This is a genomic window from Bradyrhizobium sp. 186 (genome assembly GCF_023101685.1).
GTDB lineage: Bacteria > Pseudomonadota > Alphaproteobacteria > Rhizobiales > Xanthobacteraceae > Bradyrhizobium.
On record NZ_CP082164.1, the window covers coordinates 7,173,009 to 7,186,245 of the forward strand.

The window sequence follows — 13,237 nt, forward strand, 5'->3', positions numbered from 1 at the left end:
AGATCAAATCAAACCCCTGGCTCTCGCGAGCCAGGGGTTTTTCTTGTCTGAAGGCGTAGTCGCTCGTCACGATCGATTCAGATCGCGCGCTTGTCCGCACCCTGTAGCCTGGCGTGCAGATTGATCAGCCACATCGCCGTCGGCCGCAGGATGAAGAGGTCGGCGACGAGCGCCATGACCATCGAGAAGGCGCTGAGCCAGCCGAACAGCCGCAGCGATGGCAGGTCGGAGAACACGGTGACGACGAGGCCGCAGGCCAGCACCACCGTGGTCAGGATCAGCGCCGGGCCGACCAGCACGGTTGCGCGCTCCACCGCGAGCGCCGAGCCGACGCCCGGCTTGCTCTCGAGCCTGAGACGATTGAGGAAGTGAATGGTTGCACTCAGCCCCAGGCCGAATGAGACGGTGAGCGCCACGACGCTGGCGAATTGCAGCCCCTCCCCCATCGCCCACAGCACGGTGCCCGACATCACCACCGGGAAGATGCCCGGCAGGATGCAGGCGAACATCACCACCCAGGAACGGAAGGCAAAGCCGATGAAGATCGCGACCAGCGCGAATTCGACGGTGAGCCCGCGGTTCAGTTTCTCGATCATGCCGGCCGAGTTGCGCGCCGCGATGGCGGCGAGACCCGTCACCGCCACTTCGTAGCCGGGATGCTTCTTGCGCACCGCATCAAGCTCGGTGTCGAGCTTGTCGACGATCGGCAGCAGTTGGCTGGAATCCTTGTCCGGCACACGGCCTGCGACCACGACTGCATCCTGCTCGGCATCGATGAAGCGCCGCACCAGGTGCTCGGGGATGAGGCTCACATATTCCTTCAGCGTCGCGACGTCGGCGCTGCCGGCCTTTTCCGCAAGCCAGCGGCGCAGGGTTTCGACTGACCAGACGTTGCCGACACCGGCCGCCTTCTCCACGACCGCATGCACGTCCGCGATCGTCTGTAGCGTCTCCGGCGAATAGAGCGATTCACCCTTGGGGAACTGGATCAGCACGTTGACCGGGTTGGCGCCGGTGAGCTTGGCGTCGAGCCGGTCGCTGGCGGCGACCGCCTGGCGCTTGTCCGGCACCTGGTCGGCGAGCCGGTAGCGCGGCTCCAGATTGGCGTAGATCACGCCCAGGCCGGCGACGAACAGCAGCGCGATCAGACTGAACAGGCCGGGCCGGCCCACCATGCGCACTGCGATCCAGTAGCAGAAATTGCGCAGCGCCTGGACGCCGGCATCCGCGCTCTGGAACTTGGTCGCAAAGACTTTCTCGTTGCGCACCAGCAGCACGCCGAACACCGGCACCAGCGACAGCACTGCGACCAGCGCGATGATGGTGGCGGCAAGGCCCGCCTCGCCGAACTTGCGGATCAGGTCGGAGTCGGAGAACTGGAGCGCGATGAAGGAAATGCCGGCGGTGCCGTGCGTCAGCACGCAGGCCGGGCCCACCACCAGAACCGCGTTCTTGAACGCGGTGAACTTGTCCTGGCCTGCGATCAGCCGGTCGCGCGCGGCGAAGGTGAGCTGCATCGAGTCCGAGAAGCTGATGACCATGATGAGCGGCGTCATCACGTTCAGGAACATGTTGAGATTGAAATTGGCCCAGCCGAGCGCGCCGAGCGCCAGCAGGATCGCGATCATCGGCGGGAATGCCGCCGCCACCATGAAGGAGATCTTGCGGAAGAAGATGATAGCGATGACGCAGCCGGCGAGAATGCCGAGAATATTGTAGGTGAGGCCGTCGCGCTCGACCGCGTTGCGGATCTCGAGCTGCATCACCGGCACGCCGGAGAGCTGCACGTTGAGCCCGGTGTCGCCGAGATCCTCCTTCGTCAGCGCGCGGATGTCGCCGATGGTCTTGGTGAGCTTGTTGGAGGCGACCACCTCGGGCTCGAGCGAGAGCACGATCAGCGCAAGCGTGCCGTCCTCCGACAACAGCTTGCCGCGGATGATCTCGTTGGCTTTGACGGTTTCGATGAACTTGTCATAGGCCTCGCCCTCGGGCAGCTCGCCCGGGAATAGCGCGGCCGGCAGCTTGCCCGGCGCCGGCGCCTGGCGCGCGGAGAACAGCGAGACCAGGCCGCGGGTGCCCTCGACCAGTTGCAGGTCGGTGATGAAGTCGCGCAGCTTCTCGAGGTTGTTTCGGGCCAGGAGGTTCTTGCCCTCGATCACGACGAGGACGTCGAATTCCTCGGCCGGGAACTTCTTCGTCACCTCTTCGTACTGGTGGAATTCGCGGGAATTGGAACGGAACAGCTGCGACAGCGAATCGTCGATCTTGATCCGATAGATGCCGAACACTGCGCCGACGATCAGCACCAGCAGCACGATGCAGGAGACGATCGGCGCCCGGACGGCGATCAGCCCGATGCGCTCGAGCCCGAAGGCAATGGAGGAAACCGGCCCCTGTTCGACCTTGTCAACATGAACCTCATTCTCGCTGTGCTTTTCGAGCATGCCTTTGTCCAGTTCCTAAATCGACTCGGTGAGTGAGCTTATTGCGCCCCGCGAACGGCTTGAAAACGCCATGCAAATGGGAGGCTTGCCCTTTGAAAATGCGCGGAAAATCGCCGCGAGGGGTTTAGCAGGTGAATAGCCCGACTCGCAAGCAGGCGAAGCGTGGCCAAATCGATCAAGATGTGGCGATTTCCACCCCGGATGCCGGTCATCCGGGCGACGCTGTGCCAATTCGACGCGGCGCGCGGTCCGCACTCTCGTCCTTGAGCGTCACGCCGGTAACCTCCCTGGCCAGCCCCTCACGCACCAGCCAGGCGATCTTGAAGGCGGCCTCGTCATAGCTCAACCCGGCGTGGTGGATATTTGACACGCAGTTGCGTTCGGCATCGCTGCGGCCGGGCTTCGGCGCAAAGGTCAGATAGGCGCCGAGACTGTCGGGCGCGGACAGGCCCGGCCGCTCGCCGATCAGCGTCAAAACCATGCGCGCGCCGAGAATCGCGCCGATCTCGTCGCCGAGCGCGACCCGCGCGCCTGAGGCGACAACGACACGGCCGATCGCGACAGCCTCCTCGGCCGCGAGCCGAGGCAGCAGGCTCTTCAGCAGCGCGACCGCGTGGGCATTCACGGCCGCCGCCGACAGGCCATCGCCGACCACGATCGCAAGCGGGCACGGCGTCGTGGCGCACTGCGCCAGGATCTCGGCTGAGCCGGCGTCGAGCTGCCGCCCGAGATCCGGCCGCCGTAGATAGTCCCTGCGATCGGTCGCCCGGCTCCTTGCCTCGCTGACGGCAAGGCCGAGTTCGCCGAGCCCGGCGACCAGCCACGGCACATCGAAGGCGGCATGCACGGCATCGCGGGCGCGGGCGTGGTCCAGGGTGAAATCGAGCAGCGGTTTTGTCGGCAGGCTCGCGCCGCTGCGCCCGAGCGCGACGCGCGCGGACGTGAACGACCGCAAGTCCAGCGTCGGACGAACCGGAACGGGTTTGTCGGTCATTCGGCGGGAACGGCGGCCTGGCGCAGCCGCAGCGAATAGTTCGACGCGTTTTGCTGGCCGCTGGAGGCCGCGCGAGCGAACTTGATCAGATGGTGCGCGATCATCGCGGAGCCGATCAGGCCTTCGAGGTCGCCGCGCCTGATCCGCCCCAGTGCGAACTTCCAGAACACCTTCTTGTAGTCGCCGAGCACACCAACCTTCCAGAAGATGTTTCGCAGCATGATCAGGGCGCGCTTGACGTTGGCCCAGGTCTTCATCTCCGGGGCCACCGGCACCTGGAGGCGGTTGGCATAGGTATAGTCGCATTGATGCTGATAGCGGGCGTAGACCTTTTCGGGCTCGTAGGCGACCTCCATGCAGTGCCTCCAGGAGGCCACGACCTCGTCATAGGGCAACAGAAAGTTGACGTTGGAATCGCGGCCTTCGTCGTTGACGAGCCGCCCCTCGCGCTCCAACCGGTCCCACAGCGGCGTCTTCGGCAGAGCCTGCAACAGATTGATCGTGAGCAGCGGAATCCTGGATTCCTCGACGAAGTTGATGAGCACGTCGGCAGTGTTCGGCTTGTCGGTGTCGAGCCCCATGATGATGCCCGAGACGACTTCCATGCCGTAGGCGTTGATGGTGCGCACGCCCTCCAGGATCGGGACCATCATATTGTGGTCCTTGTGCATCGCGTGCAGCGCGTCGGGATCGGGGGTCTCGATGCCGCAGAAGATGGTGACAAACATCGCCTCGCGCATCTTCTCGAGGATTTCCGGGCGCTTTGCGATATTGAGCGTCGCCTCGCAGGCAAGCCGCATCACATAATTGTTCTTCTTCTGCCACTCGATCAGATGCGGCAACAGGTCCATCGCCGCCTTGCGGTTGCCGATGAAATTGTCGTCGACGAAATAGACCGTGTCGGTCATCCCGCATTCGCGCAAGCGGTCGAGCTCGGCGATGATCTGCTCGGGCGACTTGATCCGCGGGTTACGGCCATAGAGGCCGGGGATGTCGCAGAACTCGCACTGATAGGGGCAGCCGCTGGAATACTGGATGCTGCCGAGGAAGTATTTCTTCACGTCGGCGAGCTCGTAGGCCGGGATCGGAAACTCCGTCATCGGAATTCGGTCTTTGGTGGTCAGCACCACCTGCTGCTCGAGACGTGACGTGTCGCGCGACAGGATCTCGATCAGCTGGTTGGTGGCGTCGCCGAGCTCACCGACATGGAGATAGTCGAAGGACGGATAATAGTCCGGACAGGCGCTGACCGAGGGCCCGCCGAGCGCAACCGGCAGATCGAATTCATGGGCGCGGCGGCAGATGTCGTTCATCTGCTGGCGCTGGATGTGCATGCCGCTGACGAAGACCGCTTCCGCCCATTCGAACTCGTCCTCGGTCGTGCGACGGAGGTTCTCGTCGACGAATTTGACCTGCCATTCCTTCGGCAGATAGGCGGCAAGCAGCAACAGGCCCTGTGGCGGCATGAAGGCGCGGACGCCATCGGTCAAGGGATAGGAGTACTCGAAGGTGCCGAAGGACGAGGTGTAGCGCGGGAAGACGCAGAGAATACGCCGGATCGTTCCGTTGCTTTCAGCGCGCATCGAACTTTCCCCAACCAGATTCTATGAACGGTCCTGACGAGGCCACCAGACACCTAGCGTAACGCTGGGACCGAATTTCCTCAATATTGTGGCACTGAACCAATTCGTGAGACGCGCCAATGGTTTCCCCGGTTCACGCCGGCGGGCGAAAGTTTTTCGCGGGCTTTTCCGCCTCACGCGATCAGCCGAGAGGCAAAATCGGGCAGCAGGCCCGCATCGCCGGCTAGGCGGAAATCGGCGCCCGCTATGCCTGACTGCGCCAGCCAATCGTCGAATTCCGGCGCCCTGCGCAGGCCAAAGACGTCGCGGGCATAGAGCGCGTCGTGAAACGAGGTCGACTGGTAGTTCAGCATGACATCGTCGGCGCCGGGCACCCCCATGATGAAGGTGACGCCGGCGGCAGCCAGCAGCGTCAGGAGATTGTCCATGTCGTCCTGGTCCGCCTCGGCATGGTTGGTGTAGCAGATGTCGACCCCGAGCGGCAGGCCGAGCAGCTTGCCGCAGAAATGGTCCTCCAGCCCGGCCCGGATGATCTCCTTGCCGTCGTAGAGGTATTCCGGGCCGATGAAGCCGACCACGCTGTTGACCAGGAGCGGCGCAAAAGCGCGGGCGACCGCATAGGCGCGCGCCTCGCAGGTCTGCTGGTCGACGCCGTGATGGGCATTGGCCGACAGCGCCGAGCCCTGCCCGGTCTCGAAATACATCACGTTCTGCCCGACCGTGCCGCGCTTGAGCGACAGCCCGGCCTCCTGCGCTTCCCGGAGCAACGCAATGTCGATGCCGAAACTGCGGTTGGCGGCCTCGGTGCCTGCGACCGACTGGAAGACCAGGTCGACCGGCACGCCCTGCCCGATCAGCGCCAGCGTCGTCGTAACATGGGTCAGCACGCAGCCCTGGGTCGGGATCGCCAGCCGCACAATGATCTCGTCGAGCAGCCGCAGCAATTGCGCGATCACGGCCGGATCGTCGCTCGCGGGATTAATGCCGATGCAGGCATCGCCGGCGCCGAGCAGGAGGCCGTCGAGGATCGAGGCGGTGATGCCTTTAGCGTCGTCGAAGGGATGGTTGGGCTGGAGCCGCGTGCTCATCCGCCCTTTCAGCCCGATGGTGTTGCGGAAGGCGGTTGTCACCTGGCATTTCCTGGCGGCCAGGATCAGGTCCTGATTGCGCATCAGCTTCGAGGCCGCGGCCGCCATTTCCGGCGTGATGCCGGGCGCCAGCTTGCGCAAGACCTCGGGCGTCGCGGTGTCCGACAGCAACCAGTCGCGAAAGCCGCCGACGGTGAGGGATGCCACCGGCGCGAAGGCCCTTGCGTCATGGCTGTCGATGACGAGGCGGGTCACCTCGTCGGCCTCATAGGGGATGACGGCCTCCTGGAGGAACTGCGCGAGCGGGACGTCGGCGAGCGCCATCCGCGCCGCGATCATCTGCTCGGCGTTGGCGGCGGCAATCCCGGCCAGCCGATCGCCGGAACGCGGCGGCGTCGCCTTGGCGAGGAGGTCGCGCAGGTCGGGGAAGGTGTAGGTCGTGGCGTCGATGCTGTGGCGGTAGACCAAAGGCCCCTCCGGGGTTCGTCGGCCAATGACCGACTCCAAATCGATCTGGAGGCGGTCCAAACGTCAGGGAATACGCGCCTAGCGATGATAGCGCACGCAGATGTTTAGGGCATGGCGTGCAGGGCGATTTGCCGGAAACCGATAATATCACACCAAACTCCTGAGACAGTTCGTATTTCGCTCGGCCAGGAGCAACCGTCCCGGACCGGCGCGTTAACGCCGCGTCCATCTTCATTCTGCATAGTTTTGCATCAATTTTACACGACCGCGCGCACCGGCCGCTCCAGGCCATTCGGGCCCCTGAACACCATGACAACTGACCGATCTGGGAATGCCGCCGGCCTGGCGGGCCGCTTCACGCTTGCGGCCAGGCTCTATGCGATCTTCGCGCTGTTCGCGCTGCTCACGGCGGCGATCGCGATGCTGTCCGACTACAACAGCCGTCGCAGCGCCGACCTGATCGCCGCGATCGAGACGGCGAACGCCGCCGCGCTGAACGTCGAACGCGTCAATTCGCTGGTCTATGCGGTCGTGATGGAGTCGCGCGGCGTCTACATGTCGACCGATCCCGCCGTCGTGAAGAAATACGGCGAGGGCCTGCTCAAGTTCAACGCTCAGATCCTGGAGGTCATGAAGCGCTGGGAGGGCATCGTCAAGGCCGACGATTCCGAACAGTTTTCCACCTTCAAGAAGCGCATCGAGCAGTTCGTCGACTTCCGCAGGGAGCTGGTGCGCCGCGCCAACGAGATCAACCCGGCCGCGGGGCGCGAATGGGGCGACAACGACGCCAACCGCTCCGTGCGCTCCGCGTTGAACAAGGATCTCGAGGCGCTGTCCAAGGTCTATGCCGAGCGTGCCAAACAGATAGCGCAGCAGACCGAGACCAACCGTATCCTTTCGCTGGCGCTGACCTGCCTCGGCGGCGTGGCGCTGGCGCTGGTCGTGATCGGCATCATCATCATCGCCCGCTCGATTGCGCGTCCCCTCTCGGCCATCACCGCCACCATTAAGCAAGTCGCCGACGGGACCGAGGACGTCGTTGTGCCGCACAGCGAGCGCGCCGACGAGATCGGCGCGCTGGCACGTGCCATCCAGGTCTTCCAGGAGGCGATGGGGCGAAACCGCAACCTCGCCTCGCAGGTCTCGCAGGACTCCGCCGCGCGCGAGCAGCGCGCCCGACATATCGAACAATCCGTCGAGGAGTTTCGCGAGGCGATCGGTGCCGTCATGCGCGGTCTCACCGACAACGCCTCCGTCATGCGCGAGACCGCGCAGACGATCACGCGCGTCACCGCTGATGCGAGCAGCCGCGCCGGCACGGCGGCGAACGCCACCGAGCAGGCCTCGCACAACGTCACGGCGGTGGCAGGCGCCGCCGAGGAGCTGTCGGCTTCGGTGGTGGAGATCGGCCGCCAGGTGCGGCAGAGCGCAAGCGCGGTCGAGCAGACCGGCCAGCGCACCGAGAAATCGATCGCCGAGATCGAGAGCCTTGCCGCCGCGACCCAACGCATCGACGGCGTGCTCAACCTGATCCAGGCGATCGCCGAGCAGACCAATCTGCTCGCGCTCAACGCCACCATCGAGGCCGCGCGTGCCGGTGACGCCGGCCGCGGCTTTGCCGTCGTCGCGCATGAAGTGAAAGCGCTGGCGGGCCAGACCGCCAAGGCGACCGCCGAGATCGGCGAGAACGTCTCCATGATCCAGGCCTCCACCCGCAACGCTGTCGACGCCGTCCGCGAGATCGGTGGCGCGGTGCGCGAGATCAACGACGTCACCTCGGCGATCGCCGGCGCGATCGGCCAGCAGGACGCCGCCACGCGCGAGATTTCGTCCAACGCGCAATCGGCCGCGCAAGGCAACGAGACCCTGGTCGCCAACATCACCTCGCTCCGCGACGCCATCGGCGAGACCGATACCGCCGCATCCTCGGTGCTGACGGCGGCAAGCAGCCTGACCGCAACCGCGGAGACGCTGTCGCGTGAGGTGGAGAAGTTCTTCCTGAACTTGCGATCGGACAGCCGCACTGCCAGGGCGGGATAGCAGCGCGTCCACCGCCCGCGAAGGCCGGCGGTGGATCGCTACAACAAAAAACCCGAAAACAACCCCATGCACAGTAGTCGGAGACAGCTTTATCAATGACTTAGCTGCCGGCCCGACTCCTTGCGAATTTACGAAACCATTTTGACACGTCGGGCAAAACACCGGCATGATGTCATCATGGCGATGGCGCGCCGCACCCTTCTCGCCCTGAGTGCGGCGAACGAAAATGGATTATCGTTCCAAGCTTGATTGATCGACAAATATTCGAACGCGGCCGACGTCCTCAACTTCACGATAGCGACTCAACTCCGTTTGGAGTTCGGGATCTGAATTGGCCCAAGCCAACCAATCGAACGGGACCGAACCCTGTAGATAGGTATCCACGAGAATCACGTCTGGGCGACCGTTTCGCACGTCCGCTAACAACTGCCGCCGCTCGAAATGTATGATGCTGTCCAGTCTTGCTTGCTCTGCTTGAGTTGGCTGCGAGCTGTTCTGGAGCAGCATTGCGCCGGCCGCTAGCAGCTGCACACACGAACTGCCCACCCAAGTCCCATCAATTTGACGGACGAGCGGATGCCCCAGAGCAACGTGATCCGTAATCGTGAGCAGCCGCGGGTGCTTTGCAAGTGCCTGGATACGCCGCTCCAGGGGCGGAAACGCCCGCTCCGACAAGGACAAACAGAACCCGATGAGCACAACGCCAGCAAAGCCGCCGATCCTGACCGACACCGGCAACGTCCTTGTGCGAACGTGTAGCAACGGCGCAGCAATCGCAAACATGCAAAGCGCGTATGCCGTATATGTCCAGCCCCTGCCTTGAAGAACGAAACTCGCGGCTCCACCAATCGCCGCGGCCAGCCACGGGCTTGCGTCGCCTCCCATTTTGAAGCCTTGTGGAGCCACCTGGCGCAGAAACGCAATAGAAGCAGTTATCACAACGATCGGCAAAGGAAGCAGACCAGCTAAACCCTTCCTCATTGGTAGATAGGTGGCAGTGACCATCGGGGCATAGGTAAACAGATAAGCGGGAAAGACGATAACGACCATTGCCCCGTAGCCGATGACGACAGCGGCGGCGGCACATGCTTCAGGGGTGAACAAGGGCCTGAGGGAACGATGGCGGATGGCGGCAAGGATGATCGGAAGGCCAGCCACCAGAGCAAGGTAGGGCTTGATGCTCATGGCCAGCCCGGCACACAGTCCTGCCAGGATCGCAACCGGTCCGGGGGAAAGGCTGCGCCAGCGGATCGCAGTGATGGCTACAAAGGGGGTCAGTGCAATGACGGCGATGTGTTCACGTTGGCCGAATACGGCGCTAGCATTACAGTTGCCGTTTTGCTTTGAGATGCGCGCGCTGAGCGGCAGCCTGGTGAGCTCTGCGCCAGAATGACCATGCGATGACATGCGCGGGTTGGATCCGCTTTCGAGCAAGCCTGATGGCGATGCGGCGGATTTCCTGGATTGACCAACGGATTAGCGGCGGCGTGGGTGTGCTTTGGCTTTTGCCGGGGGGCGGCGTTTGGTTTTTTTGGGCGGTGGCGGATTGGCGCGATGGCGGATCGCCGCCATCATGGCGAAGGCGAGCATCACCAGGGACACGTGGCGATGCCAGCCATGCCAGGACCTGCTCTCGTTATGATCGAGCCCGAACTCGTTTTTCGCGGTTTCAAAGCTGTCCTCGATCGCCCATCGATGGCCTTCGACCGCGACCAGCGTTTCAATTGATGTTCCCGCTGGGCACCAGGTGGTGAAGAAGGCGAGATCGCCATCGGCGATATGGCGACGGATCAGCAGACCGCGCGTCCATAAACCATCATTTGCGCTGTTGAACTGCTCGACCTCGAGATCGGCCAGTTCGAGATAACACCAGTCATGCAGCCTCGGTCCTTTGGTTCCGGCTCCCGCCGACAAGCGCTTCCAGTCGGACGGGCGCCGCGTCCGGGCGATGTCTTCGGCCTTGCCGGCGACCGGCTGTCGCTTGCCCCAGGATCGGAAGACATGAGAGCTGCTGACCCCGAGCACATAGCCTTTGCCTGCCCGCCGTAGCTGCTGTTCGATATCGCCAACACCGTAGACCGTGTCACCGGCAACCCACTTGAATGGTACAGACGCGGTTATCGCACGTGCGATCATTCTCGTCGCAAGCTTTGGTTTGGTCGCAAAGCCGACATCGGCAGGCACGTATGCGGCTTCCAGACGATCTGGATCGTCAGTCCATTCCTTCGGAAGATACAACGCGCGATCGATGAACGCATGACCATGACGCGAAACGTAGGTAGCGAAGACGCCGATCTGGCAGTTCGTGATCTTCCCTGCCGAACCAGTGTATTGCCGTGCCACTCCGCACGAGGCCTTACCCTGCTTGAGAAAGCCGGTCTCGTCGATCACCAGCACCGCATCGTCATCCGCCAAGTGCTCGATGACATAGTCCCGGACGATGTCGCGCAGGGCATCAGCGTCCCAATCCCCGCGACCCAGGATCGCCTGCTGCCGCCATGGGCCGGGATCGCCAGCCGCCTCCGCGCGCATCCAACCGGTCTTGCGCTGCTCATCTCCGAGCAGACCTTCCAGGAACAGGCCTGCATTCGTCGCCACACGCTCTTGCGTGAACAACGGACGTATCCGCTGCTTGACCTCTCGAAGCGACGCCGCCCACAACGCAAGCGTCTCCTCAACCGACGCGGCCCGCGTCCACGACATTCGAATCATGGTTGCCCATGGATTCAGAAGCCCGCAAACAAAGCAACTGTAATGCTAGGAAGGATTGCGAACAAAAACGCGAGCAAGCACGTTGAAGTGCTTCTCTCTCCAGCTCCCAACTTTGCCGCCGAAGCGACGCGATCGATCATGAAAAGCGCGCCAACGATCTCGATCATCACCAGGATGATCACGATGATCTCAGGCGCAATGCCGGTCATTCGCGCAAGCAGCGCTGCCGGCATGTACAGGTAGACCGATAGCGGCGGATTCAGCTCGAAGAGGTCGACCCCAAGCTTTCGGCCATCCAGAATTTGCTCTCCTTCGGAAAGCAGGCAGCCCAAATCCGGGTTAAGAACGACAGGTACTTGAACAAGCAAGGCCGTCAGGAGGATCGCGGCCACGATAATCCAACGCTGATTCATGCCGAAGTTGTTTCCTAGCAGGGCCAGGGCGCTCTCCTTGGACGGAGGCGATCTATTCTCTTTCACCTACGTGAACCTGCCATAGCGTGATCAGCGCTACTTTCAACCGGGAGCAGTTACTATTGTCCTACAATGCTCTGAAGCAATCTTGTTTCATGGCCAAGGGCAGAGGCGCGAGTGCCGGACTGCACCTCCTAACCCTGCTTCACACCCATAAGCGGGCATCTTTGAGTACGCCCCAGAAGAGGGCGACAGCCCTACCCCGCCATGATTCCTCCCCGCTTGATCAGCTCCTTGCCCACCGCCGCCAGATGCACCTGGTCCGGGCCGTCGCCGATACGGATGAAGCGGGCGTAGACATAGGCGCGCGCCAGGAACGTATCCTGCGAGACGCCGGCGGCACCGTGGATCTGGATGGCGCGGTCGATGACGCGCGCGGCCATGCTGGGCACCACGATCTTGGCCGCGGCGATCAGGTCGCGCGCGGCCTTGTTGCCCTCGCGGTCCATCCTGTCGGCGGCTTGCAGCGTCAACAGCCGCGCCTGCGCGATCTCGCAGAAGGAGTGCGCGATGTCCTCGCGCACCGAGCCCTGCTCGGCGAGCGGCTTGCCGAAGGCTGTGCGGGAGACCGCGCGCTGGCACATCAATTCCAGCGCGCGCTGGGCGCAGCCGATCAGCCGCATGCAATGGTGGATGCGGCCGGGACCGAGCCGCCCCTGCGCGATCTCGAAGCCGCGGCCCTTGCCGAGCAGGATGTTCTCGGCCGGGACGCGAACGTTCTCATACACTATCTCGGGATGGCCGACCGGCGCGTCGTCATAGCCGTACGTCAGCATGTCGCGCACGATGCGCACGCCCGGCGTAGTCTTCGGCACCAAAATCATGGATTGCTGGCGATGCCTGTCGGGATGGTCGGGCGCGGTCTTGCCCATCACGATCAGGATCTCGCAATCCTCGTTCATCGCGCCCGACGTGAACCATTTGCGGCCGTTGATGACGTAGTCGCCGCCGTCACGCCTGATCTCGCACTGGATGTTGGTGGCATCGCTGGAGGCAACCTGCGGCTCCGTCATCGAGAAGCCGGAGCGGATGCGTCCCTCCAATAGCGGCTTAAGCCAGCGCTCCTGCTGCGCTGGCGTTCCGTAATGGCTAAGCACCTCCATGTTGCCGACATCTGGCGCCGAGCAGTTGAACACCTCGGGCGCCCAGAGGATGCGGCCCATGATCTCCTTCACGGGGGCATATTCGAGGTTCGTCAGCCTTGGGTTGGTAAGATCTGGACCGTGCTCGCCGGACAGGAACAGGTTCCAGAGCCCCTGCTCGCGCGCCAGGCGTTTCAGGTCCTGCAAAACAGCCGGCGTTCTGTAGCGCGCAGCTTCCGGCTTCACCTGCTCGTAATAAAGCTCCTCGACCGGCTCGACATGCGTCCGCATGAACTGGCGGACGCGCTCCTGGAGCTCCAGCGAACGTGCGGAGTGTTGAAAATCCATCGTAT

At 63.3% G+C, this 13,237-nt stretch carries 9 protein-coding genes; 1 reads left to right on the forward strand and 8 read right to left on the reverse strand.

The window, feature by feature from the left end; genetic code table 11:
- Positions 1 to 77: 77 nt before the first annotated feature.
- The 4 genes from IVB18_RS34720 to IVB18_RS34735 all read right to left on the reverse strand — a co-directional run bounded on the left by IVB18_RS34720 (position 78) and on the right by IVB18_RS34735 (position 6,577).
- A complete protein-coding gene (locus tag IVB18_RS34720) occupies positions 78 to 2,444 on the reverse strand; it encodes an MMPL family transporter (RefSeq protein ID WP_247984803.1) in 2,367 nt (788 codons plus the stop codon).
- Positions 2,445 to 2,652: 208 nt separating this feature from the next.
- A complete protein-coding gene (gene eutC / locus IVB18_RS34725) occupies positions 2,653 to 3,438 on the reverse strand; it encodes an ethanolamine ammonia-lyase subunit EutC (RefSeq protein WP_247984804.1) in 786 nt (261 codons plus the stop codon).
- The gene (locus IVB18_RS34730; protein WP_247984805.1) at positions 3,435 to 5,021 is read right to left on the reverse strand and encodes a B12-binding domain-containing radical SAM protein; all 1,587 of its coding nucleotides are present in this window, start codon (positions 5,019 to 5,021) and stop codon (positions 3,435 to 3,437) included. The genes eutC and IVB18_RS34730 overlap by 4 nt, the downstream gene beginning before the upstream one ends.
- Positions 5,022 to 5,194: 173 nt before the next feature.
- The gene (locus tag IVB18_RS34735) at positions 5,195 to 6,577 is read right to left on the reverse strand and encodes an ethanolamine ammonia-lyase subunit EutB (protein WP_247984806.1); all 1,383 of its coding nucleotides are present in this window, start codon (positions 6,575 to 6,577) and stop codon (positions 5,195 to 5,197) included.
- A 309-nt stretch (positions 6,578 to 6,886) separates the two neighbouring features.
- Between IVB18_RS34735 and IVB18_RS34740 the strand changes: the two genes are divergently transcribed.
- Entirely contained in the window at positions 6,887 to 8,617 is a 1,731-nt protein-coding gene (locus tag IVB18_RS34740) for a methyl-accepting chemotaxis protein (RefSeq protein WP_247984807.1), read from the forward strand.
- 231 nt (positions 8,618 to 8,848) lie between these two features.
- Here IVB18_RS34740 and IVB18_RS34745 read toward each other — a convergent pair whose 3' ends face one another.
- From IVB18_RS34745 to IVB18_RS34760, 4 genes are all read right to left on the reverse strand, one after another.
- Positions 8,849 to 10,024 carry a hypothetical protein gene (locus tag IVB18_RS34745; protein WP_247984808.1) on the reverse strand — a complete coding sequence of 392 codons (1,176 nt, stop codon included), beginning with the start codon at positions 10,022 to 10,024 and terminating at the stop codon, positions 8,849 to 8,851.
- A gap of 69 nt (positions 10,025 to 10,093) precedes the next feature.
- Complete coding sequence (locus IVB18_RS34750; RefSeq protein ID WP_247984809.1) at positions 10,094 to 11,329, reverse strand: IS701 family transposase; 1,236 nt, start codon at positions 11,327 to 11,329, stop codon at positions 10,094 to 10,096.
- Between the two features lie 14 nt (positions 11,330 to 11,343).
- Complete coding sequence (locus IVB18_RS34755; protein WP_247984810.1) at positions 11,344 to 11,742, reverse strand: hypothetical protein; 399 nt, start codon at positions 11,740 to 11,742, stop codon at positions 11,344 to 11,346.
- A 257-nt stretch (positions 11,743 to 11,999) separates the two neighbouring features.
- Positions 12,000 to 13,232: an acyl-CoA dehydrogenase family protein gene (locus IVB18_RS34760; protein ID WP_247984811.1), complete on the reverse strand. Its 1,233-nt coding sequence runs from the start codon at positions 13,230 to 13,232 to the stop codon at positions 12,000 to 12,002.
- Between the last annotated feature and the right edge of the window lie 5 nt (positions 13,233 to 13,237).